This window comes from Pseudomonas sp. Pme6b, from assembly GCF_058129925.1.
On the sequence record NZ_CM176704.1, the window covers coordinates 5,752,562 to 5,776,935 of the forward strand.

Annotated in this window: 23 protein-coding genes, 1 tRNA gene and 2 pseudogenes; 13 read left to right on the forward strand and 13 right to left on the reverse strand. The window is 58.3% G+C overall.

Annotation, left to right across the window (positions count from 1 at the left end):
- Positions 1-278: 278 nt before the first annotated feature.
- Entirely contained in the window at positions 279-719 is a 441-nt protein-coding gene (locus AC4ANE_RS26190) for a hypothetical protein (RefSeq protein WP_031595513.1), read from the reverse strand.
- Between AC4ANE_RS26190 and trmL the strand changes: the two genes are divergently transcribed.
- Entirely contained in the window at positions 718-1,173 is a 456-nt protein-coding gene (gene trmL / locus AC4ANE_RS26195) for a tRNA (uridine(34)/cytosine(34)/5-carboxymethylaminomethyluridine(34)-2'-O)-methyltransferase TrmL (RefSeq protein ID WP_002551469.1), read from the forward strand. The two genes, AC4ANE_RS26190 and trmL, sit on opposite strands and share 2 nt — an antisense overlap.
- A gap of 248 nt (positions 1,174-1,421) precedes the next feature.
- Here the strand turns inward: trmL and secB are convergent, their stop codons facing one another.
- From secB to AC4ANE_RS26210, 3 genes are read right to left on the reverse strand one after another with little or no spacing between them, the layout of a single operon-like run.
- The gene (gene secB / locus AC4ANE_RS26200; RefSeq protein ID WP_002551468.1) at positions 1,422-1,910 is read right to left on the reverse strand and encodes a protein-export chaperone SecB; all 489 of its coding nucleotides are present in this window, start codon (positions 1,908-1,910) and stop codon (positions 1,422-1,424) included.
- Positions 1,911-1,950: 40 nt separating this feature from the next.
- Positions 1,951-2,202 carry a glutaredoxin 3 gene (gene grxC / locus AC4ANE_RS26205; RefSeq protein ID WP_002551467.1) on the reverse strand — a complete coding sequence of 84 codons (252 nt, stop codon included), beginning with the start codon at positions 2,200-2,202 and terminating at the stop codon, positions 1,951-1,953.
- A gap of 2 nt (positions 2,203-2,204) precedes the next feature.
- The gene (locus tag AC4ANE_RS26210) at positions 2,205-2,618 is read right to left on the reverse strand and encodes a rhodanese-like domain-containing protein (protein ID WP_002551466.1); all 414 of its coding nucleotides are present in this window, start codon (positions 2,616-2,618) and stop codon (positions 2,205-2,207) included.
- A 156-nt stretch (positions 2,619-2,774) separates the two neighbouring features.
- Here AC4ANE_RS26210 and gpmI point away from each other — a divergent pair, with 156 nt between their 5' ends.
- The 5 genes and pseudogenes from gpmI to AC4ANE_RS26235 all read left to right on the forward strand — a co-directional run bounded on the left by gpmI (position 2,775) and on the right by AC4ANE_RS26235 (position 9,681).
- Entirely contained in the window at positions 2,775-4,307 is a 1,533-nt protein-coding gene (gene gpmI / locus AC4ANE_RS26215) for a 2,3-bisphosphoglycerate-independent phosphoglycerate mutase (protein WP_002551465.1), read from the forward strand.
- 153 nt (positions 4,308-4,460) lie between these two features.
- On the forward strand, positions 4,461-5,783 hold the full coding sequence (locus AC4ANE_RS26220; protein ID WP_002551464.1) for a murein hydrolase activator EnvC family protein: 1,323 nt from the start codon (positions 4,461-4,463) through the stop codon (positions 5,781-5,783).
- A gap of 33 nt (positions 5,784-5,816) precedes the next feature.
- Positions 5,817-7,154 carry a S41 family peptidase gene (locus tag AC4ANE_RS26225; RefSeq protein WP_002551463.1) on the forward strand — a complete coding sequence of 446 codons (1,338 nt, stop codon included), beginning with the start codon at positions 5,817-5,819 and terminating at the stop codon, positions 7,152-7,154.
- A 3-nt stretch (positions 7,155-7,157) separates the two neighbouring features.
- Positions 7,158-7,940 (forward strand): divergent polysaccharide deacetylase family protein, encoded by a 783-nt coding sequence (locus AC4ANE_RS26230; protein ID WP_002551462.1) that lies wholly within the window; start codon positions 7,158-7,160, stop codon positions 7,938-7,940.
- A 1,003-nt stretch (positions 7,941-8,943) separates the two neighbouring features.
- Positions 8,944-9,681, forward strand: a pseudogene (locus AC4ANE_RS26235) (trypsin-like serine peptidase).
- Positions 9,682-9,685: 4 nt separating this feature from the next.
- Here AC4ANE_RS26235 and AC4ANE_RS26240 read toward each other — a convergent pair.
- The 8 genes from AC4ANE_RS26240 to AC4ANE_RS26275 all read right to left on the reverse strand — a co-directional run bounded on the left by AC4ANE_RS26240 (position 9,686) and on the right by AC4ANE_RS26275 (position 16,978).
- On the reverse strand, positions 9,686-10,441 hold the full coding sequence (locus AC4ANE_RS26240) for a substrate-binding periplasmic protein (protein WP_002551459.1): 756 nt from the start codon (positions 10,439-10,441) through the stop codon (positions 9,686-9,688).
- A 184-nt stretch (positions 10,442-10,625) separates the two neighbouring features.
- The gene (gene hisF, locus AC4ANE_RS26245) at positions 10,626-11,396 is read right to left on the reverse strand and encodes an imidazole glycerol phosphate synthase subunit HisF (protein ID WP_002551458.1); all 771 of its coding nucleotides are present in this window, start codon (positions 11,394-11,396) and stop codon (positions 10,626-10,628) included.
- A 19-nt stretch (positions 11,397-11,415) separates the two neighbouring features.
- Positions 11,416-12,153, reverse strand: coding sequence for a 1-(5-phosphoribosyl)-5-[(5-phosphoribosylamino)methylideneamino]imidazole-4-carboxamide isomerase (hisA, locus tag AC4ANE_RS26250; protein WP_002551457.1), 738 nt, complete (start codon positions 12,151-12,153; stop codon positions 11,416-11,418).
- Positions 12,154-12,260: 107 nt separating this feature from the next.
- A complete protein-coding gene (locus tag AC4ANE_RS26255; RefSeq protein WP_002551456.1) occupies positions 12,261-12,521 on the reverse strand; it encodes a DUF2164 domain-containing protein in 261 nt (86 codons plus the stop codon).
- 4 nt (positions 12,522-12,525) lie between these two features.
- Positions 12,526-13,164 carry an imidazole glycerol phosphate synthase subunit HisH gene (gene hisH / locus AC4ANE_RS26260; protein ID WP_002551455.1) on the reverse strand — a complete coding sequence of 213 codons (639 nt, stop codon included), beginning with the start codon at positions 13,162-13,164 and terminating at the stop codon, positions 12,526-12,528.
- Positions 13,164-13,757 (reverse strand): imidazoleglycerol-phosphate dehydratase HisB, encoded by a 594-nt coding sequence (gene hisB / locus AC4ANE_RS26265; protein WP_002551454.1) that lies wholly within the window; start codon positions 13,755-13,757, stop codon positions 13,164-13,166. The genes hisH and hisB overlap by 1 nt, the downstream gene beginning before the upstream one ends.
- Before the next feature lie 92 nt (positions 13,758-13,849).
- Positions 13,850-15,049, reverse strand: a complete 1,200-nt coding sequence (locus AC4ANE_RS26270; RefSeq protein ID WP_460408609.1) for an amino acid aminotransferase — start codon at positions 15,047-15,049, stop codon at positions 13,850-13,852.
- A 267-nt stretch (positions 15,050-15,316) separates the two neighbouring features.
- Positions 15,317-16,978: an OFA family MFS transporter gene (locus tag AC4ANE_RS26275; protein ID WP_002555774.1), complete on the reverse strand. Its 1,662-nt coding sequence runs from the start codon at positions 16,976-16,978 to the stop codon at positions 15,317-15,319.
- 428 nt (positions 16,979-17,406) lie between these two features.
- On the opposite strand from AC4ANE_RS26275, the gene AC4ANE_RS26280 reads away from it, so the two are divergent.
- The 4 genes from AC4ANE_RS26280 (at position 17,407) to AC4ANE_RS26295 (ending at position 21,242) form a co-directional block, all read left to right on the forward strand.
- Positions 17,407-19,632: an AsmA family protein gene (locus tag AC4ANE_RS26280; RefSeq protein WP_002555775.1), complete on the forward strand. Its 2,226-nt coding sequence runs from the start codon at positions 17,407-17,409 to the stop codon at positions 19,630-19,632.
- 96 nt (positions 19,633-19,728) lie between these two features.
- Positions 19,729-20,796 carry an A/G-specific adenine glycosylase gene (gene mutY / locus AC4ANE_RS26285; protein WP_002555776.1) on the forward strand — a complete coding sequence of 356 codons (1,068 nt, stop codon included), beginning with the start codon at positions 19,729-19,731 and terminating at the stop codon, positions 20,794-20,796.
- Entirely contained in the window at positions 20,793-21,065 is a 273-nt protein-coding gene (locus tag AC4ANE_RS26290; protein WP_002555777.1) for an oxidative damage protection protein, read from the forward strand. Before mutY ends, AC4ANE_RS26290 begins: the two co-directional genes overlap by 4 nt.
- A gap of 101 nt (positions 21,066-21,166) precedes the next feature.
- Positions 21,167-21,242 (forward strand) — tRNA-Phe (locus AC4ANE_RS26295).
- Positions 21,243-21,332: 90 nt separating this feature from the next.
- Here AC4ANE_RS26295 and AC4ANE_RS26300 read toward each other — a convergent pair.
- Positions 21,333-21,565, reverse strand: a pseudogene (locus AC4ANE_RS26300) (ribbon-helix-helix domain-containing protein).
- A gap of 203 nt (positions 21,566-21,768) precedes the next feature.
- Here AC4ANE_RS26300 and AC4ANE_RS26305 point away from each other — a divergent pair.
- The 3 genes from AC4ANE_RS26305 (at position 21,769) to AC4ANE_RS26315 (ending at position 24,333) form a co-directional block, all read left to right on the forward strand.
- The gene (locus AC4ANE_RS26305) at positions 21,769-22,047 is read left to right on the forward strand and encodes a hypothetical protein (RefSeq protein WP_002555778.1); all 279 of its coding nucleotides are present in this window, start codon (positions 21,769-21,771) and stop codon (positions 22,045-22,047) included.
- Between the two features lie 312 nt (positions 22,048-22,359).
- Positions 22,360-23,706, forward strand: coding sequence for a methyl-accepting chemotaxis protein (locus AC4ANE_RS26310; protein WP_002555779.1), 1,347 nt, complete (start codon positions 22,360-22,362; stop codon positions 23,704-23,706).
- Positions 23,707-23,847: 141 nt separating this feature from the next.
- The gene (locus tag AC4ANE_RS26315; RefSeq protein WP_002555780.1) at positions 23,848-24,333 is read left to right on the forward strand and encodes a hypothetical protein; all 486 of its coding nucleotides are present in this window, start codon (positions 23,848-23,850) and stop codon (positions 24,331-24,333) included.
- Positions 24,334-24,374: the final 41 nt, after the last annotated feature.

The window sequence follows — 24,374 nt, forward strand, 5'->3', positions numbered from 1 at the left end:
GGCCTGGCGCGATACTCAGGACGACCAGATGCCGGCGCCGAGCATTCACATCGTCTGACTCATCAACCAGCCCAAGGTTTTTTATTATGAAAAATACTTAATAAATTCAGTATGTTGATGAGGTTAAAGAGCTTTGGACTCAAGAAATGCTTAACCGGATACGACTAAGTCAGCCTGCTCTTTCGGATTAATTCTGAAAACTGGCACGCACTCTGCAATAGGTATTACATCACCAGTTTTGGGGACCTTGGTACAGGCAGGCCGGGGATTCCCCTCTTTTATTCCTCCCGGAGACTGACCTCCAGTCTCCAGCGCCCGTCCACCTTCTCAGTGCGCCAATCGCCATGAAGTGGACGGGCTGCCAGGAGCGTCAGCACCAACCCCTTCTCACCCCGCTCCACCTTCCAGCGTGCAACCCTGTTGTCGAACCTCAGTTGGCCTGTCCACGGCTGTCCTGAAGCATCGACGTTAAGCACCACAGCGCCATCCACCGTCGCCCCTTGGTATTTCGGTTCTTCATTGAACCAGAGCGCCAGGCCGGCAGGCAGTTCCTCGATCTGCTCAAGTTCAACAGGGTCAGGTTGCTGCAGACGACCGATAATGGTGCCCACGGTAAAGCCGACAATCGCCATCGAACCCAGAACTCGCGGCCATAGCTTCGGTCTGGGGTCCTCTTCAGGGGTAGAATGCATCCCGTCCTTTCGTTCGGAGCCGTGCATGTTTCACGTCATCCTTTTTCAACCAGAAATTCCGCCGAATACCGGCAATGTCATCAGGCTATGCGCCAACAGCGGCTGCACCCTGCATTTGATCGAACCCTTGGGTTTCGAGCTGGACGACAAGCGCTTGCGCCGCGCCGGGCTCGACTATCACGAGTATGCCACGCTGCAGACGCATGCTGACCTGGCAAGCTGTCTGGAGAAGATCGGCAACCCTAGGTTGTTCGCCTTCACCACCAAAGGCTCTCGGCCTTTTCATGATGCGAGCTTTGAGCCAGGCGATGCCTTTCTGTTCGGCCCGGAGAGCCGCGGCCTGCCCGCCGACATCCTCGACTCGCTGAGCAGCGAGCACCGCCTGCGACTGCCCATGCGTGAGGGCTGCCGCAGCCTGAACCTGTCCAATACAGTGGCCGTGGCCGTCTATGAGGCATGGCGTCAGCACGGATTTGCTTAGGCCTAAGTGTGACATTTGCTTAATCAGACTGATGCTCCGCATCACACAGCGGTTCTGCGATTCAGTGAGATTCAGGCTCGACTCAGGTCACCTTTTCGCCCCTCGCCGAGTCCCTTCGCCCTGTCACTAACGTCGCAATTTACGTCGTCAGTGCCATCGCGATAAAAAGCATCCATGGCCCGGCCGCCGTTCTTGAACAGACACAAAAAAGCGCCCCGAAAGGCGCTTTTTGCTTTTAGCGGTAACGCTTATTGCACAGTCGGCGTTTCGCCAGCTTCCTGCATGCGTTGCAGCTCTTGGGCGTACAGGGCGTCGAAGTTCACCGGGGCCAGCATCAGCGCAGGGAACGAGCCGCGTACGACCAGGTTGTCGATGGCTTCGCGTGCATACGGGAACAGGATGTTCGGGCAGAACGCGCCCAGAGTGTGGCTCATCGCGCCGTCGTCCAGACCCTTGATCAGGAAGATACCGGCCTGTTGCACTTCAACGATGAAAGCAACTTCGTCGCCATTGTTGACGGTCACGGACAGGGTCAGCACGACTTCATAGAAATCGCCTTCCAGCTGCTTCTGACGGGTGTTGAGGTCCAGGCTGACGGTCGGTGTCCACTCCTGGCGGAAGATTGCCGGGCTTTTTGGCGCTTCGAACGACAGGTCGCGAACGTAGATACGCTGCAGGGAAAATTGTGGGCCGTTTTCTTCGTTGGCAACAGCGCCGTTGTTCGGTTGGTCGGTCATCTCGGATCCTTGTCAGATAGGGCTGAAAGTTTAAGGGGAATCAGGCCAGCAGCGCATCAAGCTTGCCGGCACGCTCCAGAGCAAACAGGTCATCGCAGCCGCCCACGTGGGTCGAGCCGATCCAGATCTGCGGTACGGAAGTGCGACCGGCCTTCTTGGTCATTTCGGCACGCAGTTGCGGCTTGCCGTCGACACGGATTTCCTCGAAGGCCACGCTCTTGCTCTGCAACAGCTGTTTGGCACGTATGCAATACGGGCAATAATCGCTGGAATAGACGATGACTTGAGCCATGTTCACTTCACCAGGGGAAGGTTGTCGCCGCGCCAGCTGGAAATACCGCCGGACAGCTTGGCCGCCTTGAAGCCGGATTTGAGCAACTCGCGGGCGGTGGTGCCAGCATGCTGCCCCATTGCATCGACTATGATCAACGTCTTGTCCTTGTATTTCTGCAGTTCAGCGGTACGCGTCAGCACCTTGTCCTGCGGGAAATTCAGGGATCCCACGATGTGGCCGGCAGTGAAATCCTTTTTCGAGCGCACGTCGATGACCACGCCCTGGTCGCTGTTGACCAGCGCGGTCAGCTCGCGAGTGCTCAGGCTGGCACCGCCCTTGCTCAGTTCGTAAGCGATCAGCAGTCCCAGCAGAATGACGAAGGCACCGGTGATCAAATAGTGGTTAGTGGCGAATTCAAGCAGGTGAGCAACCATCAGTAGGTTCCAGGGCGTTAAAATGTCGGCCAGTATACACAGCAGCCAAGGTGGGCCAAAGTCCGTACGGCAGTGACGCCGTTTGAACTTGTCCCTAAAATGCCGCTCCCTTGTACTTTGTTACTCTCTTTATTCAACCAGCATCGAGTGGGTTCTATGACTGCCACGCCAAAACCTCTGGTTCTTATCATCCTGGATGGCTTCGGACACAGCGAAAGCCATGAAGGCAATGCCATCCTGGCCGCGAAGATGCCGGTCATGGATCGTCTTTACGAAACCATGCCCAACGGCCTGATTTCAGGGTCGGGCATGGACGTCGGTCTGCCGGACGGTCAGATGGGCAACTCCGAAGTCGGACACATGAACCTGGGTGCCGGTCGCGTGGTGTATCAGGACTTCACTCGAGTGACCAAAGCGATTCGCGACGGCGAGTTCTTCGAGAACCCGACCATCTGTGCCGCTGTGGATAAAGCTGTCGGTGCGGGCAAGGCCGTGCACATCATGGGCCTGCTGTCCGATGGCGGCGTGCACAGCCACCAGGACCATCTGGTCGCCATGGCCGAACTGGCGGTCAAGCGCGGTGCAGAAAAAATCTATCTGCACGCCTTCCTTGACGGTCGCGACACGCCACCGCGCAGCGCGAAGAAATCCCTTGAGCTGATGGACGCAACCTTCGCTCGCCTGGGCAAGGGCCGCACCGCCACGATCATCGGCCGCTACTTCGCCATGGACCGTGACAACCGCTGGGACCGGGTCTCCACCGCCTACAACCTGATCGTCGACAGCACCGCCGAATTTCACGCAGACAGCGGTGTTGCCGGGCTTGAAGCTGCCTACGCGCGTGACGAGAACGACGAATTCGTCAAAGCAACACGCATCGGTGAACCCGCTCGTGTCGAGGACGGCGATGCTGTGGTGTTCATGAACTTCCGCGCCGACCGCGCCCGTGAGCTGACCCGTGTGTTCGTCGAAGACGATTTCAAGGATTTCGAGCGCGCCCGTCAGCCCAAGGTCAATTACGTGATGCTGACCCAATACGCGGCGAGTATCCCTGCGCCCTCGGCATTTGCGGCTGGCAGCCTGAAAAACGTGCTGGGTGAATACCTGGCAGACAACGGCAAGACTCAGCTGCGTATCGCCGAAACCGAAAAATACGCGCACGTCACGTTCTTCTTCTCTGGCGGTCGTGAAGAACCGTTTCCGGGCGAGGAGCGCATTCTGATTCCATCGCCGAAAGTCGCCACCTACGACCTGCAGCCGGAAATGAGCGCGCCGGAAGTGACCGACAAAATTGTCGATGCCATCGAACATCAGCGTTATGACGTGATTATCGTCAACTACGCCAACGGCGACATGGTCGGCCACAGCGGCATCATGGAAGCGGCAATCAAGGCCGTGGAATGCCTGGACGTCTGCGTCGGTCGCATTACCGCGGCATTGGAAAAAGTCGGCGGTGAAGCACTGATTACCGCTGACCACGGCAACGTCGAGCAGATGACCGATGACTCCACAGGCCAGGCGCATACCGCACATACCTCCGAGCCGGTGCCTTTCGTGTACGTCGGCAAACGCCCGCTGAAAGTCCGCGAAGGTGGTGTTCTGGCTGACGTGGCACCGACCATGCTGCATCTGTTGGGCATGGAGAAACCGCAAGAGATGACGGGCCATTCGATCCTTGTGGCGAAGTAAAACGCTGAAAACCGGCCTATAGCCATCAGGCAAAGCCGGTTTTTTATGTTTCAAGCCCTAAAGCAGTGGCTGCGGGGCGTTTTTTTTGCAGCGCATGGCGGGCATACTAAGCCTGACATTTTTTCTCACAATTCCTCGGTATCGCCCACCCACATGCTTCGCGCCTTGATTGCCCTTGCTCTGATCTGCCTGCTCAATCCGGCGTTTGCCGAAGACGAGCGTGTGCAAACCCAAAAACAGATAGATGCTGCGCGTCAGGATGTGACGGAGCTGCAAAAAGTCCTGGGCAAGCTTCAGGAAGAACGTGCAGGCGTCCAGAAGGACCTGCGCACCACCGAAACCGAAATGGGCAAGTTGGAAAAGCAGGTCGAGGTCCTGCAAAAGGAACTAAAAAAGACGGAAACCGAGCTGCAAAAGCTCGACAGTGAAAAAAAGAAACTGAACAGCGCTCGCGTTGAACAGCAACGCCTGATCGCTATCCAGGCCCGCGCCGCCTATCAGAGTGGCCGCCAGGAATACCTCAAGCTGTTGCTCAATCAGCAGCACCCCGAGAAGTTCGCCCGAACCCTCACGTATTACGATTACCTGAGCCAGGCGCGCCTGGAGCAGCTACGCAACTTCAATGAAACCCTGCGCCAGCTGGCCAATGTCGAAAAAGACATCGATCTGCAACAGGCACAGTTGCTGGTGCAGAAGAGCAACCTGGACAGCCAGAGCGAAGAACTGGCCAAGCTGAATCAGGAGCGTCAGCAGGCACTGGCCAAGCTGAATCAGGACTACAAGGCCCGCGATCAGAAACTGCAGGCCCGTCAGCAGGATCAGGCCGACCTGGCCAAGGTTCTCAAGACCATCGAAGAAACCCTGGCCCGGCAGGCACGTGAAGCTGAAGAGGCTCGCCAGAAGGCGCTGGTCGCCGCTCGCGAGGCCGAAGAGAAACGTCAGCGCGAAGCTGAGGCCGTCGCCCGTAACAACAGCACCAGCAGCAGTAAAAGCGCTGATGAACCCACACCGCGTCGCCCGGTCAAAGCCCCCGGCGCAGTCGTTTCCAGTGCCGGAGTTTCCTACGGCGGACCTTTTGCAGAGGCCCGGGGAAAACTTCCATGGCCTATTGATGGTCGACTGCTTGCGCGTTTCGGTGAAGCCCGCGGTGATGACGAGCGAACCAAATGGGACGGCGTCATGATCAGCGCCGCAGCCGGAAGCCAGGTACATGCAGTGCATGGCGGACGAGTGGTGTTCGCCGACTGGTTGCGTGGTGCCGGGCTTCTGGTCATTCTCGACCATGGCAACGGTTATCTCACCCTGTATGGGCATAACCAGAGCCTGCTCAAGTCGGCAGGTGACATTGTAAAAGCCGGTGAAGCGATTTCCACGGTCGGCAATAGTGGCGGTCAGGACACGGCAGCGTTGTACTTTGCTATTCGTCAGCAGGGTCGCCCCAGCGATCCAGCCCAATGGTGCCGCACTCAAGGATAAGCCGGCGTCAATATCTGTAGGAGTTCGTTAGACATGCTGCATTTGTCCCGCCTCACCTCGCTGGCCCTGGCAATTGCCATCGTTATTGGCGCGCCTTTGGCGCAAGCTGCCGAAAAGACCGCGCCAGCCACGCCTGCAGCAGTCTCGCCCGCCAAGCCCAATGCCAACGCCAAGCCGCCGCTGCCGCTTGACGAGCTGCGCACCTTTGCCGAGGTCATGGATCGGGTCAAGGCGGCCTATGTCGAGCCGGTGGACGACAAGACTCTGCTGGAAAACGCCATCAAGGGCATGCTCAGCAACCTTGATCCACACTCCGCCTACCTGGGTCCGGAAGATTTCCAGGAGCTGCAGGAAAGCACCAGCGGCGAGTTCGGTGGACTGGGCATCGAAGTGGGCGTCGAAGACGGTTTCGTCAAGGTGGTTTCACCCATCGACGACACACCTGCTTCCAAGGCTGGCATTGAGGCAGGCGACCTGATCGTGAAGATCAACGGTACGCCGACCCAGGGCCAGAACATGCAGGAAGCGGTCGACAAGATGCGCGGCAAGATCGGCGAGAAGATCACCCTGACACTGGTGCGCGATGGCGGTACGCCGTTTGATGTGACGCTGGCGCGGGCGACCATCCAGGTCAAGAGCGTCAAGGCGCAGATGCTGGAGAACGGCTACGGCTATATCCGCATCACTCAGTTCCAGGTCAAGACCGGGGACGAAGTCGGCAAGGCGCTGGCCAAATTCCGCAAGGACAACGGCAAGAAGATGAGCGGCCTGATTCTCGACCTGCGCAACAACCCCGGCGGCGTGCTGCAATCGGCGGTGCAGGTGGCGGATCACTTCCTCACCAAGGGCCTGATCGTCTACACCAAAGGCCGCATCGCCAACTCCGAATTGCGTTTCTCGGCAGACCCGGCAGACGCCAGCGAAGGCGTGCCGCTGGTGGTGCTGATCAACGGCGGCAGCGCCTCTGCGTCGGAAATCGTCGCCGGTGCCCTGCAAGACCAGAAACGCGGGATTCTGATGGGCACCGATACCTTCGGCAAAGGCTCGGTACAAACCGTTCTGCCGCTGAACAACGATCGCGCTCTGAAGATCACCACAGCGTTGTATTACACGCCGAACGGTCGCTCGATCCAGGCGCAGGGTATCAACCCGGACATCGTGGTACGTCGGGCCAAGGTCACCAGCGAAGCAGACGGCGAGAACTACAAGGAAGCCGACCTGATGGGTCACCTGGGCAACGGCAACGGCGGTGCCGACAAGCCAACCGTCAAGGGTGGCGCAGCAGCCAAGGCGCGTCCGCAGGATGATGACTTCCAGCTCAGCCAGGCGCTCAGCCTGCTGAAAGGGCTGAGTATCACTCGCGGCAATTGACGGATGCGCGCTCTCGCTCTGTTACTGCTGACACTCTCGATCACTGGTGCTGCCCATGCAGCGCCAGCCGAGAACACCGGCAAGCCGCCGAAGGCCTATCTCAGCCTGATCATCGACGACCTGGGTCAGAACCCGGCGCGGGACAGCCGTACGCTGGCGCTCCCCGGCCCGGTAACGCTGGCGATCATGCCTGACACTCCGCACGCCACCGAATTTGCCCGCGAGGCTCACCGCGCAGGTAAGACGGTCATGCTGCACATGCCGATGGACCCGGCGACCGGGCCTTACGCCTGGCATCCCGAACTACCCTTGCCTGAACTGGAAAGCCGACTCAATGCGGCGCTGCTGAAAGTGCCTTATGCAGCCGGCATCAATAACCACATGGGCAGCCGGATGACCGCCGAACCGGTCGCGATGACCTGGCTGATGGCCGAACTGCAACGACGGCATCTGTTTTTCGTGGACAGCCGCACCAGCGCAAAAACCGTGGCGGCAGCCGAGGCGCAGCGTATCGGCCTCGCCAGCGTCTCGCGCGACGTGTTTCTGGACGACGAGCGCACGGCTGAAGCCATCACCCGCCAATTGCAGACCGCCATCAAAATCGCCCGCAAGCATGGCTCGGCAGTGGTCATCGGTCACCCCTACCCTGTCACGCTGGACGTACTGGAACGCGAGTTGCCCAAACTCAAGGATCAGGGCGTCGAATGGATCGACCTGCGCAGCATGATCAGCGAACGCGGCAATCAGGCGAGTGCGGCGCATGGCAAGAATGGGGTGTATCGCTAATCGTACGCGTCGCTCTCAGCCAGAGCTCAAACTTGCCCTCTACTCTCACTATCAGCTCACCTGATTGCAGTTGATAGGGAAAAGGTTTCCCAAAAAAAGGGCACAAAAAAGCCGCTCTAGGAAGCGGCTTTTCTGATGGAAATGGCTTAGGAACCATTTCCGCAATCCCAAGGGATCATTCGCGTGTGAGGCGGATAGTACACACTTTGTGCGAATGGCACCATAAATTATGGCCTATTTAGGCCCTTGGAAGAGCCGGTTGAGGGCCTCAAATATACCGAAACGGGCCCCGAGAAACTGCTTCATGGAAAATTTCCCAGGGTCAGGCTATTTTTTTGCCAGTGGTAAAAAAGCGGTTACTAAAAGGCCCTCAAAAGACTGGTAAGATGCGAGCCGGCTCAACAGTCGGTGACGCCTGTTGCAGGACCTTTTGACGCGGGCCTAGGAACCCGTCTCGGCTTTATCGAAAGGCCCGAAGCTGGACCAGCCTCAAGGGATCATTCGCGTGAGACCGACTTGGAGTTTGGCTGGGAGGCGCCAAGAGAGGCAGTCCTTTCACGAGGACAACAGTATGCGGCCTATAAAACGCCTGCTGCGCCTAGCGATGAATATTTTCAGTGCCTACAGGACCTGGGAATGGATTTGCGACGCATTCGACAGCCTGTAAAGGCTGAAGGAAAAAAGCCTCGCTTCGGCGGGGCTTTTTTTGTCTGCAGGAAACCGCCAGAACCAAGATGTATCGCGATAAATGTTCATCAGGCAGACGACCTTGCCCCCCCTTTATCCATCAGCAATCAGTGCAAATCATGAATGACACCAGAATTTATGTGAGTTCAGCCTGACTACCGCTTACGGCAACAGAGGAATATGGGTTTTATAGCTGATCACTCACAGTCTGTGTCAGCACTTTCCCTATACGAAGTCCGATATATCTGCGCTCCATGTCCACCACCGCTTCAGCTTTGATAAACGTGTCAATTCTGACTTAAAGGAAGGTGTCTCCATGACGGAGGCCAAGATACTGCTATCAAGGAGGATGATGAAACCAACAACGATTACAGGTGCGTGCTGTATCGCCGCACTGCTGCCCTTTTCCATTCATGCGGCGGCAGACCTGGGCGAAGGACTACTTTCCCTTGCCCCGTCCAAAGTTCTGCTGAACGCCGACGGCTCACGCGACCACTGGAACGGCATCGGCCGTATCAACAGCAGGTCGGGCTCGAACTGTACGGCGACGCTGATCGATACTCGAAGCGCCGATAGCACGCCTGATGCGCCTGCCTATGCACTCACCAGCGGCCACTGCATCAGTCGGCAGAACGGTCTGATCATTACTGATGGAGAGATCGAAGGCAGCGTCCAGTTCAATTTTTCACTGACAGCGTGGCACGCAGCTATTCATTGAAACGCGTCAGCTGGAGCAGCATGCAGGGCGTGGATCTGGCGATTGTCGAATTGCAGCCAACGCTCGAAACGCTGATCGACGATGGCATCCAGCCGCTTGCGCTTGCCATAGAACTGCAGCTGGCGGGACCGACGCCCGAGCCACAGGTGGTTATTGGGAAAAACCGGTTGGGCGCATTATCGGTCAGTTGGTCGTACGAACATCGCCCGATCGACCATTACACGGTCAAGGTGGGCCCGCCAGACACTGCTGCCGTTGAAGATCTGCACTTACGCCCATGACATCAATGGGCAGCCTTCCAATGTACGCGAAGACACCCTTCCCGCAGCAGGTTGAGCGATTACTGATAGCGCGTCTTGACCGCGTCGACCCAACCCTCGGCACGCATCTGGTCGAGGGCTTTCTGCAGGCGAGCCACAACGTCGTCAGGCGTGCTCTTGTTGACTGCCAGGTAAAGTTCGGCGCTGTTGAAACGCAGCGCGGTCTTGAACCCCGTGACCCCTTCCAGTTTCGCCAGATAGCGGCCAACCGGATCGCCCACGGCCCACAGATCGATCTGACCATTGTCGAGCTTTTTCACGTTGTCCCGGTCACGCAGCATCAAAATCGGGTTAAGGCCCATCGCGTTCAGACGCTCGCCGATGGCGTCGCCTTTATAGGCACCAATCCTGTAGTTCTTTGCCTGCTCAAGCGACGTTAACGTGACGGGGCTGTCGCCGCGGGCGAGCATGATCCAGTCATAGGAGCCTACCGGACCCACCCATTTGAACAGTTTTTCCCGCTCAGGCAGGCGAGTGGTGGAGAACACACCATAACCGGGCTTGTCGAGGGCAAGCTTGTAAACCCGGTCCCACGGAAAACGCAGGGTCATGCTGTAACCAATGTTTGCGCGCTTGAACATCTCGCGCACCACTTCAGCGGCAATACCGTCGATGTTGTTTTCCTGCGCGAAATTCCTGCCATCGACCGCCATGTTGAACGGCGGGAAATTCTCGGTGAGCAACACCATGGAATAAGGCGTTGAGTCGCTGGCTCGCGCAGTTTCATTCAGCAACAAGCCGACACCGATCAGTGCGAGAAATAGACGTTTGAACATGTTCCAGCACTCGATCATGAACGACGCATGCAGAGTGCCGTGAACCCGGCGCACTGTCTAGCGCGCTGTCCGGCGATGTCGCTTACAGGTAATACTCGAATGCCACAGGGCTGAAACAGAGCGAGCGCCGGCTGTTTCAAACCCATGGTCTGAAACAAGCGACGCCCGCTTTGATGCGCAGTACTCAGCGCACCACAATCCCGCGACTGGCCATATAAGCCTTTGCTTCGGGAACGGTGTATTCGCCAAAGTGGAAAATACTCGCCGCCAGCACGGCACTGGCGTGGCCTTCGATGACGCCGGCGGCCAGATGCTCAAGGTTGCCGACACCACCGGAAGCAATCACCGGGATGCCCAGCGCATCACTGATGGCGCGAGTGACGCCCAGGTCAAAGCCGTTCTTCATGCCGTCCTGGTCCATGCTGGTCAGCAGGATCTCGCCAGCCCCCAGGTCTTCCATCTTTTTCGCCCAGAGCACCGCGTCCAGCCCGGTGGGTTTGCGTCCACCGTGGGTGAAGATTTCCCAGCGCGGGGTTTCACCCGGGCCGGAGACCTTCTTGGCATCAATAGCGACCACAATGCACTGCGACCCGAAACGAGCGGCGGCTTCACCGACAAACTCAGGGTTGAACACCGCTGCCGTGTTGATCGACACCTTGTCCGCGCCCGCATTGAGCAGGTTGCGGATGTCCTGCACGGTACGCACGCCGCCACCGACAGTCAGCGGAATGAACACCTGACTGGCCATGCGCTCGACGGTGTGCAGCGTGGTGTCACGGCCATCGACGCTGGCAGTGATGTCGAGAAAAGTGATTTCGTCTGCACCCTGCTCATCGTAACGACGAGCAATTTCCACCGGATCGCCTGCATCCCGGATGTTCTCGAACTTGACACCCTTGACCACTCGACCGTTGTCGACGTCCAGGCAAGGGATGATGCGTTTGGCTAGGGCCACAGGGTCAGTCTCCAGCTATTCAGCGTTGTTCGCGGTCGCAGAGCGCCTGGGCTTCGGCCACATCCAGCGTACCTTCGTAGATCGCACGACCGGTGATTGCGCCGATGATGCCCGGAGCCTTCGCATTCAACAGCGCCTGAATGTCGCCCAGGTTATGAATGCCACCCGAAGCAATCACCGGGATCCGCGTAGCCGCCGCCAGCGCCGCGGTGAACGGGATGTTGCAGCCCTGCATCATGCCGTCTTTGGCGATGTCGGTGTAGACAATGGCAGACACGCCATCGGCTTCAAAACGCTTGGCCAGATCAATGACCTGAACCGAGCTGACTTCAGCCCAGCCATCGGTGGCGACGAAACCGTCCTTGGCATCCAGACCGACGATCACCTTGCCGGGGAACGCACGGCAGGCTTCAGCCACGAACTCGGGCTCTTTGACGGCCTTGGTGCCGATGATGACGTAGCTCACGCCCGCCTTGACGTAGTGCTCGATGGTTTCCAGCGAACGGATGCCGCCACCGATCTGGATCGGCAGGTTCGGGTAGCGCCTGGCGATGGCCGTGACCACATCACCGTTGACCGGCTGTCCTTCGAACGCACCGTTCAGATCGACCAGATGCAGACGGCGGCAACCACCGTCGACCCACTTGGCGGCCATGGCCACCGGATCATCGGAGAACACTGTGGAATCTTCCATCCGGCCCTGACGCAGACGCACACAGGCACCGTCTTTGAGGTCGATAGCGGGGATAATCAGCATGCTTATTCCTTGGTCAAAAAGAGCGGCAAGCTGCAAGCGATTAGCTGCAAGTATGCGTACTCACTGATTCTTGCGGCTTGAAGCCTGAAGCTCAAAGCTGCTTCTATTCAATTCTTTTCGAGCGCCCAGAGATCGCTTTCGATGCTCTCGAACCGCTCCTTGAGCTGCTGCTGAACATCGAAAATAGCGCGATTGTAGTAATGCGGGGCAATCTCGCGGGTGAACAATTCCAGTACCTCAGCCACTTCAAACGTACCCAGCTCCAGCTCGAAGCGCTCTGCGAACAGGCGCTTGAGCTTGTCGATCGCCTGCTGCTCATGCTCGGGCGAAAGGGTCAGAATCGGCGGCTTGCTCTTGGTTTTGCTCATACGATTACCAGCGACCATCCCAGGCAGCGAAGTTCTGCAGCAATTGCAGGCCGTGGGTGTGGCTCTTTTCCGGGTGAAATTGCACGGCGAAGCGCGAACCGTCGGCCAGCGCGGCGGCAAAGTCGAGGCCGTAGTGACCGCGCCCGACCACCTGACGCTGGTTCGCGGCATCGATGTAGAAACTGTGCACGAAGTAGAAACGCGCCAGATCCGGAATGTCATGCCACAGCGGGTGATCCACCGCCTGAGCGACCTGATTCCAGCCCATGTGCGGCACTTTCAGGTGCTCGCCTTCTTCATACAGGTCCTTGCCGAAAAACTTCACCTGGCCAGGAAAAAGACCGATGCAGTCCACGCCGCCGCTCTCTTCACTTCTGTCGAGCAACGCCTGCATGCCGACGCAGATGCCGAGAAACGGACGGTCCTGGCTGACTTCCCTGACCAGCGAATCAAAGCCCAGACGGCGAATCTCGGCCATGCAGTCGCGAATCGCGCCCACACCCGGAAACACCACACGGTCGGCTTCGCGAATCACCTTGGCGTCACTGGTAATCAGCACACGGCCTGCGCCTACGTGCTCAAGCGCCTTGGCGACAGAGTGCAGGTTGCCCATACCGTAATCGATGACCGCAACCGTCTGCATCAGAGCACACCCTTGGTGGATGGCATTTGCCCGGCCATGCGCTCATCCAGCTCGACCGCCATGCGCAGCGCGCGACCGAAAGCCTTGAACACGGTCTCGATCTGGTGGTGAGTGTTGGTGCCACGCAGGTTGTCGATGTGCAGCGTCACGTTCGCGTGGTTGACGAAGCCCTGGAAGAACTCCTGAAACAGGTCCACATCAAAGCCACCCACCGTGGCACGGGTATACGGCACATGCATCTGCAGGCCCGGACGACCCGAAAAGTCGATGACCACGCGCGACAGCGCTTCGTCGAGCGGCACATAGGCGTGGCCGTAACGACGAATGCCTTTCTTGTCGCCGATGGCCTGGCTGAACGCCTGCCCCACGGTGATACCAACGTCTTCCACCGTGTGGTGATCGTCGATTGCCAGGTCACCCTTGCACTCGATGTCCAGGTCGATCAGCCCGTGCCGGGCGATCTGGTCGAGCATGTGCTCAAGAAAAGGCACACCGATATCGAATCGGGCCTTTCCGGTGCCATCCAGGTTGATCGAGGCTTTGATCTGGGTTTCCAGAGTATTACGCTCGACGTACGCCTTACGTTCGGCCATCACCAGCTCCGCAAAATCATTGGGCGAAAAAAGGCGAGCATTATAGGCCCAGATGCGCCCGCCATGAAGCAAACAGACGACCAGCAGGGCATTTAGTGGGTGAAGAGGCTCGCGATTGCGTTACATACCTTGTCGATATTGCCTTCATTCAGGCCCGCCATGCACACCCGGCCACTGCGCAGCATGTAAATGCCGTGAACGTCTTTCAGTTCATCGACCTGCTGTGGCGTCAGACCGGTATAGCTGAACATCCCGCTCTGCCTGAGGATAAAGCTGAAATCACGTCCGGAAACCTTCTGCGCCAGCACCTCGACCAGCCGCGTGCGCATGTCGATGATGCGCACGCGCATGGCCTCGACTTCGCTCAGCCACTGCTCGCGCAGGTGCGGCGTGTTGAGCACTTTTGAAACCAGAAAGGCGCCATGCGCAGGCGGGCTGGAGTAGTTGCGGCGCACGGTCGCCTTGAGCTGGCCGAACACGTTGGCAGAGGAGGCCGCGTCTTCACAAACCACCGACAGCCCGCCTACCCGCTCGCCGTACAGCGAGAAAATTTTCGAGAACGAGTTACTGACCAGCGTTGTAACACCTGCGTTGGCCATTGCGCGGATGGCATAGGCATCCTCATCAATGCCCTTGCCGAAGCCCTGATAGGCAATATCCAGAAACGCGATGAGCTGACGATCCTTGATCACTTCGATCAGGCGGTCCCATTGCGCAACTGTCAGATCGGCACCGGTCGGGTTATGGCAGCACGGGTGCAGCAAAAGGATGCTCTGCGCAGGCAGACCCTGCACCGTATCGAGCATGGCCTCGAACCTGACCCCGCCAGTCTGCGCGTCGAAATACGGGTAGCTGTTGACCTTGAAGCCTCCACCACCGAACAGCGCGTTGTGGTTTTCCCAGGTCGGATCGCTGACCCAGACCTGCGAGTCCGGGAAGGCATACTTGAGGAAGTCGGCACCTACTTTCAGCGCGCCGGAGCCGCCCACGGTCTGGATGGTCGCCACGCGTCCTGCCTGCACAAGCGGGTGATCCGCCCCGAACAACAGGGTCTGCACTGCCTGCCGATAAGCCGCCAGGCCTTCCATCGGCAGATAGACAGAAGCCGCCTGCTCGCCCTCGGCCAGTTGCTGTTGTGCCGTTGCTACGCATGCCAGCTGAGGGATACGGCCCTGCGCGTCGTAATACAAGCCGATGCTCAGATTGACCTTGTCCACACGGGAATCCTTGCCAAAGGTTTCCATCAGGGAAAGGATCGGATCACCAGCGTATGACTCCACGTGGGCTAGCATGCAAACAACTCCTACAGGCAATAAGAACAGGGGTTGCTAATGTAGCAGCGTCTGCGGGGGAACGGGCAGTGCATCAAACACATTGAGCCGCAGATAGTTGACGCAGAGCGTCACGAACGGCATTCCCACACTGGAGCGTGTGGAACGATAGCCTCAACTATAGTGGGACGCTCTGCGTCCGATTCAGAGTGCGTGGAACAAGAATTCTGCGCACAAAAAAAAGCGCCTGCACCTAAGTGCAAGCGCTTATCTGTTACCTACAGGCTTTTAGTGGAACAGCACTGCGGTTTTTTGCAGGGTAATCCAGACGCCCCACGCCAGCGGGATGCCTACGGCCAGCCAGGCGGCGATGACCAGCGGCTTACTGCCTGCGGATGCTTTCCACTCCAGCGAAGTCGTGGCATTGGCACCCTTGTCGTGACCGATGGCTTGTTCAGCCGCCAGCTCGGCGTCGGTCATGAAGTACTTGTCGGCAACCGGACGAATCAGCAGGTTGCAGATAAAGCCCAGCACCAGCAGACCCGAGAGGATGTACAAGGTGATGTCGTAGGCATCGGCACGTGCAACACCGTGGGCGAGTTGGTACTCACGCAGGTAGTTGACCAATACCGGACCGAGCACACCGGCCGCAGCCCAGGCAGTCAGCAGACGACCGTGGATCGCGCCGACCATCTGCGTACCGAACAGGTCAGCCAGATAAGCCGGAACCGTCGCGAAACCGCCACCGTACATCGACAGCACGATGCAGAACGCGGCCACGAACAGGGCGATGCTACCCATGTGGCTCAGGGTCGGAACCGACGCATAAAGCAGGAAGCCCAGTGCGAAGAATACGAAGTAGGTTGCCTTGCGACCGATGAAGTCCGAGCACGAAGCCCAGAAGAAACGACCGCCGATGTTGAACAGACTCAACAGACCCGTGAAGCCGGCTGCAATCGCAGCAATGGCTTTCAGTTGGTCGGCATTGAGCTGGCTGAAGGTCAGATCGACGCCCAGCAGTTTGCCGGCGAACACTTCCTGCAACAGCGGCGAAGCCATGCCCAGAATGCCGATACCGGCCGATACGTTCAGGCACAGCACCAGCCAGACCAGACGGAACTGCGGTGTCTTCCAGGCCACGCTGACGTGCACGTGACGGTTGGTGATCATCGAGTTCTTGGCCTTGGCAGCCGGAGCGGTCCAGCCTTCAGGTTTCCAGCCGGTTGGCGGAACGCGATAGCCCAGCGCGCCACCGATCATGAAGATGAAGTAGATCACCGCCATCACCACGAAGCTCTGCCAGACGCCAACGCTTTCAGCCGAGGCAAAGTGACCCATCAGCGCAGTGGCCAGCGGTGCACCCACCATCGCGCCGCCACCAAAGCCCATGATCGCCATACCGGTCGCCATGCCGCGCTTGTCCGGGAACCACTTGATCAGGGTCGAAACGGGGGAGATATAGCCCAGCCCCAGACCAATGCCGCCGATAACCCCCGAGCCCAGCCACATCAACCAGATCTGGTGCGTATAAATGCCCAGTGCGGAAATCAGCAAGCCACCGCACCAGCAGAGGGCCGAAACAACACCGGCCTTGCGTGGACCTGCGTGCTCCAGCCAGCCACCCCAGATGGCAGCCGAGCAACCCAGGAAAATGAAGAACAGGGTGTAGATCCAGCCCAGCATGGAGATCTGCCAGTCACAGGTCGACGCGAACATCTGCGCGAAGAACCCCATGTCCGGAGTACAGGCGACGGGTGCAGTAATACCCACGGCCTTGGACAACGGCAACCAGAACACCGAGAAGCCGTAAGCCATACCGATACAAAGATGGATGGCCAATGCTGCTGGTGGAACAAGCCAACGGTTGAAACCGGGCTTGGCGATAATGCGCTCTTTGGACAAGAACGCAGGCTGAACGGCGTCGCCGCCCAAGGCTGTGCTTGTGCTCATTATAATTACCCCAATGTGTGAAGCTCGCAGATGGTCCGCTGGTCCGCCACAGACTCCATGCCGAGCGGCCATGTCTGTTTTATCGGCAGGTTGTTCAGATACGTGACAAAAAGACGCACCTGAGCCAGCAAAAACGGAGACTATCACTGTCTGATGGCAAATAAGCATCTCGTTACATGCTTTTTATTATCTATTTTATCGGTTAATCCGCGCGCTCTATGACGCCATAGATGCAATCAATTAAATGATAAGGAAAAGCCTGTCAAAACCTTAGTTGAGGCAGAAAAGCTATGTAGCTGTAGGGTCGAGAGGAGCGTTGCTACCTCAAACCGGCGACCGGACAGCAATAAAGGCATCCGCAGCCCGGTACGCGCGTCAGAGCGGTATACTCACGGGCTATTTTTGAATATCGACACAAGGACTCGCCCATGAAAGCGTTCGGCAAAATCCTGGGGCTGTTTATTCTCGGGCTGTTGCTGATCATCGTGGCTCTCGGCTTCGCCCTGACCCACCTGTTTGATCCCAACGACTACAAAGACGAGATTCGCCAGCTGGCACGCGACAAGGCCAACGTCGAGCTGACGCTCAACGGTGATATCGGCTGGAGCCTGTTCCCCTGGCTCGGCCTGGAATTGCACGACGCCCATGTCGCCACCCTGACCGCCCCCGATCAGCCGTTTGCCGATGTGCAGATGCTCGGCCTGTCCGTACGTGTCCTGCCGCTGCTTCGTCGTCAGGTGCAGATGAGTGACATCCGCGTCGAAGGCCTTAACCTGGCCCTGCACCGTGACGAAAACGGTCATGGCAACTGGGAGGACATCGGCAAGCCCGCTGTCGCAACCACCGCAGCGCCTGGCGAACCAACCCCTGCGCCTGCCCCGGACGCGCCCAAGGCCGATCGCCCTTCCCAGCCCATCCGGCTGGATATCGACAGCCTGACTGTCAACAACGCCCGCGTGGATTACAGTGATGCCCGCAAAGGCCGAACCTTCACGGCCGAGAGCATTCAACTGAGCACCGGACCAATTCGTGAAGCATCCGACATCCCGATCAAACTGACGGCGTTCCTGAGCACCAACCAGCCCGTCGTGCGCGCCAAGACCGAACTGGTCGGCGAACTGCGCATGGACCGCGTACTCAAGCGCTATCAATTCGAAGACATGCGCTTGTCCGGCGAAGTCGCAGGCGAGCCGCTGCAGGGCAAGACCGTCACTTTCTCGGCGCAGGGCCAGCTGCTGGTAGACCTTGCCGCCAATATCGCCGAATGGAACAGCCTCAAAGTGTCAGCCAACCAGTTGCGTGCACTGGGCGAACTGCGTGCCCGTGATCTGGATAAAACGCCACAGATCAGCGGCGGCCTGTCCATCGCCCAGCTCGACCTGCGCACCTTCTTCGAAAACATCGGCCAGCCATTGCCCGCCATGTCCGAGGGCGCGCTGAGCAAGGTTGAAATGGTCACACGCCTCGCCGGCACGCCCACCAGCCTTGCGCTGGAAAACCTCAATCTGAAAGTCGACGACAGCACCTTCACCGGTCGCATCGCCGTGGACGACTTCGCCAAACAGGCGCTGCGTGTCCAGCTCAAGGGCGATACCTTCGACGCCGACCGCTATCGTCCAGCTGAGAGCGAAGAAAGCAAAGGTGCCAAGGCCGCGCGCAAATCCGAGGTTCAGTCCGGTGAAGCCGCCGCTGCTGCGGGCGACTCACCGCTGCCCGAACAACCGACCAAGGCCGCCTGGAGCACTGCCAGGCTGCTGCCGCTGGAGCGCTTGCGTACGCTGGATGTCGAGGCTGACCTGAGCTTCGGCAAACTGACCCTGAACAAACTGCCCATCGACAACGCAGCGTTCAAGACCCAAGCCAACGGTGGTCTTATCAAGGTCGATACGCTGAGTGGCGACCTGTACAACGGCAACTTCGAGGTCAAGGGCAATCTGGACGCGCGTCCGGACACGCCTGTGGCCACGGTACAGACGCGCATTGCCAAAGTACCGGTCGAACGCATTCTGGAAAGCCAGGGCCAGACGCCGCCAGTGCGTGGCCTGCTGAACCTAGACAGCAGCCTGACCGGCACAGGCAACAGCGAAAAAGCCCTGATCGACAGCCTGAACGGCACCGCCAGCTTTGCACTCAATAACGGCGTACTGGTCAATGCCAACCTGGAGCAGCAGCTGTGCAAGGGTATTTCGATCCTCAACCGCAAGACGCTTAGCGGCGAACCGCGCGCCAAGGACACTCCTTTCCAGCAGCTCAACGGCAATCTGGTGATACGCAACGGCGTGGCCAGCAACCCGGACCTCAAGGTTCGTACGCCGGGCATGGCCGTCAACGGTAACGGCGACGTCGATCTGCGCGTACTGGGCATGAATTACCGCGTCGGCATCATCGTCGAAGGCGACAAGAGCGACATGCCGGACCCAGCGTGCGAGATCAATCCGCGCTTTGTCGGCATCGAGTGGCCGGTGCAGTGCCGCGGCCCGCTGGAACTGGGTGCCAAAGCCTGCCGCCTGGACAAGGAAGGCGTGGGCCAGATCGCTGCCAGGCTGGCAGGCGACCGGATCAGCGAGAAGCTTGAGGACAAGCTGAATGAAAAACTCGGTGACAAGGTCAGCCCCGAACTCAAGGACGCCCTCAAGGGATTGTTCAAACGCTAGAGCAATGTGAACAGCTCAGGAGCGCCCTCGCGGCGCTCCACTGGCGCACCTTTTCCTATCCCGACTCATATCCCGACGACGAGAGCCCTTCAGGCCATGCAACCCGAACAATTCTCCAGCGCCGTGCTGGACTGGTACGACCGTCATGGCCGACATGACCTGCCCTGGCAACAAGACATCACGCCGTATCGGGTCTGGGTATCGGAAATCATGCTGCAGCAGACCCAGGTCAGCACCGTTCTGAATTACTTCGACCGCTTCATGGAGGCCCTGCCGACCGTCCAGGCGCTGGCTGAGGCACCGGAAGACGAAGTGCTGCACCTATGGACCGGGCTGGGCTACTACACCCGCGCCCGCAACTTGCAGAAGACCGCAAAAATCGTGGTTGCCGATCACGATGGCGAGTTTCCCCGTGACGTCGAAAAACTCATCCTGCTGCCCGGTATCGGTCTATCCACCGCAGGCGCAATCGCCAGCCTGAGTATGGGTCTTCGCGCGCCGATCCTCGACGGCAACGTCAAACGCGTGCTGGCGCGCTTTACCGCGCAAGAGGGCTACCCGGGCGAACCCAAGGTGGCCAAACAGCTGTGGGCTACAGCCGAACGCTTCACACCGCACAGCCGGGTCAACAACTATACCCAGGCCATGATGGACCTCGGTGCCACGCTCTGTACCCGCAGCAAACCCAGCTGCCTGCTCTGCCCGCTGGAACGCAGTTGCGAGGCGCACATGCTCGGCCTGGAAACCCGCTACCCCATCCCCAAACCACGCAAGACCGTGCCGCAGAAACGCACGCTCATGCCGATGCTCGCCAACGAAGACGGCGCGATTCTGCTTTATCGTCGCCCTTCCAGCGGCTTGTGGGGCGGCCTGTGGAGCCTTCCGGAACTGGATGACTTCGATGACCTGCAGCACCTGGCCACGCAACATGCACTGCAATTGGGCGAGCACCATGAACTGCCGGGGCTGATCCACACTTTCAGCCACTTCCAGTTGAGCATCGAACCCTGGCTGGTCAAGGTCCAGGAGTCCGCCGATCACGTGGCCGAGGCCGACTGGCTCTGGTATAACCTCGCCACCCCGCCACGCCTGGGCCTTGCTGCCCCGGTGAAAAAGCTGCTCAAACGCGCAGCCGACGTATTGAACGCAGGAGAGTCGTCATGACCCGCACCGTAATGTGCCGCAAGTACAAAGAAGAACTGCCCGGCCTGGAACGCGCCCCTTATCCGGGAGCCAAGGGCGAAGACATCTTCAACCACGTCTCGCAAAAAGCCTGGGCCGACTGGCAGAAACACCAGACCCTGCTGATCAACGAGCGCCGCCTGAATATGATGAACGCCGAAGACCGGAAATTCCTCCAGACCGAGATGGACAAGTTTCTCTCGGGCGAAGAATACGCCCAGGCCGAAGGCTACGTTCCCCCCGAAAAATAAAGCGTTTCACGCAGTGAAGGTCGTAAGCGTCGGTAATAATTCAAATTTTTTAAAAAACACGCTTGACGACCTCCTGAAAAACACGTCTAATGCGCCCCGTTGCCCAGATAGCTCAGTCGGTAGAGCAGGGGATTGAAAATCCCCGTGTCGGCGGTTCGATTCCGTCTCTGGGCACCACCTTCCGTTTTCAGGTGATGCCAAGCACACCTGAAAACACACAAGAAGCCCGCCTCGTGCGGGCTTTTTGTTGTCTGGGCGAAACGATACTCAGCCATTCGCCTTCAACATTCTCCGTTTGAATTCATCTACGCTGAATGGACGAGGCGCCCCGCTGGACTCGCCTTCATCAGCGCAAGCCGGGTGGCTTCGATGTCTGCGCTCCGGGCCTGTTCGCGACGAATCAAGTCGCGAATATGTTGGCTGTCGCTGGTGTACGTGCCCACTTCAGTCTGCGCGCTTATTAAAGCGCCCTTTTGATCGGTCATCCGTACGGTCTCCATACTTGAACTCCAAAATCGTTTATCGACTGCGAGAGGCCTTCGCCTGGAAGAGGCATGCTCACACATGCGTTACGCAGCGCGGAAGCCCAGTGCTTCGAGCAAATCAAGACCAGCCATCCAGAGCCCTGCCACCCCCATCCCGTTGAACTAATTTTCCCTCCCCACCATCGAAGCCATACATTTGCTTCCACAAGGAAAATTACGTGCTCAAGTTTACTGCCTCCGCCCTCATCATCGCCGCCACTCTGGGTCTGGCTGCCTGCGACAGCAAATCCGAACAGAAAGCACAGAACGCTCAGGCTCATCAGGAGAAATCCCAGGAGAAGATGGAGTCTGCCCAGGACAAAGTGAACGAGGCTGCCAAAGAGAACACCGAAGCGGCCAAGGACAAAGCTGCGTCCAAGGAAGCGGCTGCCGAAGAATCGAAGACCTTCGTGCCGACGTCCGAAGTGACCAACACCATCCAGCCGGAAAAAAAGTGAATACAGTGAATACTCTTCACAAAGTTTTCACAGCGGCCGCGTCATTGTAGAGCTGCTCCCAAGTGTGAATCCTTAAGCCCGCGCCCCCATCGCGGGCTTTTCTTTGTCCTGAATTTGACGGGCAGAGCGCTTTTCCAGATATCTGCGTACCTATAGTCAGCGTATTTCTTTTTGACAAAAAACTGCACTTTTTTGACGCCAGAAAATCTCTTCATTTATCCAGTCGATTGTTGCGATGACCCGTTCATGTCGCAGCTTTTCGAGCCGATACTCTAATCACAGCAAGTCCACAAACACACCAAGGGGCAGGTTATGTTCGGAAACAAGAACAAAGCTGAACTGACAGCCATGAAGGCCGAGGTAGATGGACTCAAAGGACTGACAAGCGCACTGGAAAAATCAATGGCGGTGGTCGAGCTGGGTCTCGACGGCAAGATCCTTCGTGCCAACGATAACTTCATTGCAACGATGGGCTACCGGGCCGATGAGCTGGCCAGCAAGACGCACCGCGACTTTTGCGAGCCGGAGATGCTCCGCAGCCGTGAATACGCGGACCTGTGGGCGTCTCTGAAGGCTGGCAAGTTCATCTCCGGCACCTTCAAGCGCATCGACAAGAATGGCAGTAGCGTCTGGCTGGAGGCAAGCTACAACCCGGTGACCGATACGCAGGGCAAAGTCTTCAAGGTGGTCAAATATGCTCTGGACGTCACTAAACGCGTAATGCTCGAAAACGAGACCAACAGCAAGCTGGCAGCAGTAGACCGGGCCATGGCTGTTTGCGAATTCGAGCCCAATGGCAATGTGATAACCGCCAACAGTAACTTCCTGAACGTCATGGGTTACGCACTGAACGAGATCAAAGGTAAACACCACAGATCGTTCTGCGAACCGGCACTGACCAACAGCCCGGAATATACCGAATTCTGGCGCAAGTTGAATCAGGGCGAGTTCATTGGCGATCAGTTCAAACGCCTCGGCAAACATGGCCGGGTTGTCTGGCTGGAAGCAACGTATAACCCGGTTTTTGATGTCGACGGCAAGCTCTACAAGATCGTCAAGTTTGCCAGTGACATTACCCAGCGTGTCGAAAAGCAGGAAGCCGATGCGCATGGTGCGTCGCGTGCTTACCATATCTCGGCAGAAACCGAGAAAGTGGCCGAACAGGGAACCCTGGTCATTCAGGAAACCGCTCGGGAAATGCGCCAGATTGCCGAAAACATCGGCGCGTCGGCGAAGCTGGTGAGCCAACTGGGCGATCGCTCCGAGCAGATCACCGCCATCGTCAACACCATCCGCGGCATCGCCGACCAGACCAACCTGCTGGCGCTCAACGCTGCCATCGAAGCGGCACGGGCGGGTGATCAGGGTCGTGGGTTTGCCGTGGTGGCAGACGAAGTCCGGCAACTGGCCGGACGTACCAGCGGCTCTACCACCGAGATTGCCGAAATGATCGGCAAGATTCTCGCCGAAACACGTGAAGCCGTGGCGAGCATGGATGCCACGCAGGAAGGTGCCATTCGAGGTGTGACACTGGCCGATCAGGCCGGACAGGTCATCGTGCAGATCCGCGACGGCGCAAGCGATGCGGTCGAAGCCGTGAACATGTTCGCCACGCGCATGGATGAAGCCGAAGCGTTTGCAAAGCCGGGCAAGCGATGACGATCGTGTAACACCCAGCACATCAAAACCCGCGTCCTGCGGGTTTTTTATTGTCCAGAGATTACGGCCAAGCCTTGGTTATCCAGCCCGTCTGCGCTTCAATAGCGGCCATCGCATTTCACGCCAGCCAAAGGACCGCTCATGGCCTCGCCACACAAGCAGCAAAAACGTGCCAAGCGCGCAAAAATCAAGGCCAAGCAGAACCGCTCGGGCAAGGGCACAACCAGCCTCGTCCACCCGGTGTTTGCCTCTGCGCTGGTCAATCTGCCGTTTGATGACGTCGAACTTGATCTAAGCACGTTCGACTTCAAAGACATTGTAGAGAACGGCTTCGACCCGGCCGACTATGATGATCTCTTCGTGGCCATGAAAGCCGCTGAAGCCATCAGCCAACTGGCGCTGTGCGTCGTTTTCCTGCAGTACCCGGTGCTGGCACTGGTCGTTTCCGAAGAGGACGAAGACCCTGCCACAGACTTCATGATGGGCCTGCTGATCGTGTACCGCGCCATGTACCACGATGAAGACGAAGACACGGCGATCGAATGGATCGAAAGCCCTGCCTTCCAAAAGGATTACACCCTGGCATCCGATCTGCTGATGAAGCGAGACACCAAGGCCGCACGCTGATCGAGATCGTGCCGACGCAGAGCGTCAGCACGATAGTCAGC

Bases quoted from the DNA above. Each gene is read 5' to 3' on its own strand.
- secB (WP_002551468.1), bottom strand. From the start codon at position 1,910: ATGACCGACCAACCGAACAACGGCGCTGTTGCCAACGAAGAAAACGGC.
- AC4ANE_RS26270 (WP_460408609.1), bottom strand. From the start codon at position 15,049: ATGCTAGCCCACGTGGAGTCATACGCTGGTGATCCGATCCTTTCCCTG.
- hisB (WP_002551454.1), bottom strand. From the start codon at position 13,757: ATGGCCGAACGTAAGGCGTACGTCGAGCGTAATACTCTGGAAACCCAG.
- AC4ANE_RS26255 (WP_002551456.1), bottom strand. From the start codon at position 12,521: ATGAGCAAAACCAAGAGCAAGCCGCCGATTCTGACCCTTTCGCCCGAG.
- AC4ANE_RS26225 (WP_002551463.1), top strand. From the start codon at position 5,817: ATGCTGCATTTGTCCCGCCTCACCTCGCTGGCCCTGGCAATTGCCATC.
- AC4ANE_RS26280 (WP_002555775.1), top strand. From the start codon at position 17,407: ATGAAAGCGTTCGGCAAAATCCTGGGGCTGTTTATTCTCGGGCTGTTG.
- AC4ANE_RS26230 (WP_002551462.1), top strand. From the start codon at position 7,158: ATGCGCGCTCTCGCTCTGTTACTGCTGACACTCTCGATCACTGGTGCT.
- hisA (WP_002551457.1), bottom strand. From the start codon at position 12,153: ATGCTGATTATCCCCGCTATCGACCTCAAAGACGGTGCCTGTGTGCGT.
- AC4ANE_RS26190 (WP_031595513.1), bottom strand. From the start codon at position 719: ATGCACGGCTCCGAACGAAAGGACGGGATGCATTCTACCCCTGAAGAG.
- gpmI (WP_002551465.1), top strand. From the start codon at position 2,775: ATGACTGCCACGCCAAAACCTCTGGTTCTTATCATCCTGGATGGCTTC.
- hisH (WP_002551455.1), bottom strand. From the start codon at position 13,164: ATGCAGACGGTTGCGGTCATCGATTACGGTATGGGCAACCTGCACTCT.
- AC4ANE_RS26210 (WP_002551466.1), bottom strand. From the start codon at position 2,618: ATGGTTGCTCACCTGCTTGAATTCGCCACTAACCACTATTTGATCACC.
- AC4ANE_RS26290 (WP_002555777.1), top strand. From the start codon at position 20,793: ATGACCCGCACCGTAATGTGCCGCAAGTACAAAGAAGAACTGCCCGGC.
- AC4ANE_RS26240 (WP_002551459.1), bottom strand. From the start codon at position 10,441: ATGTTCAAACGTCTATTTCTCGCACTGATCGGTGTCGGCTTGTTGCTG.
- trmL (WP_002551469.1), top strand. From the start codon at position 718: ATGTTTCACGTCATCCTTTTTCAACCAGAAATTCCGCCGAATACCGGC.
- mutY (WP_002555776.1), top strand. From the start codon at position 19,729: ATGCAACCCGAACAATTCTCCAGCGCCGTGCTGGACTGGTACGACCGT.
- AC4ANE_RS26275 (WP_002555774.1), bottom strand. From the start codon at position 16,978: ATGAGCACAAGCACAGCCTTGGGCGGCGACGCCGTTCAGCCTGCGTTC.
- AC4ANE_RS26220 (WP_002551464.1), top strand. From the start codon at position 4,461: ATGCTTCGCGCCTTGATTGCCCTTGCTCTGATCTGCCTGCTCAATCCG.
- grxC (WP_002551467.1), bottom strand. From the start codon at position 2,202: ATGGCTCAAGTCATCGTCTATTCCAGCGATTATTGCCCGTATTGCATA.
- AC4ANE_RS26310 (WP_002555779.1), top strand. From the start codon at position 22,360: ATGTTCGGAAACAAGAACAAAGCTGAACTGACAGCCATGAAGGCCGAG.
- AC4ANE_RS26315 (WP_002555780.1), top strand. From the start codon at position 23,848: ATGGCCTCGCCACACAAGCAGCAAAAACGTGCCAAGCGCGCAAAAATC.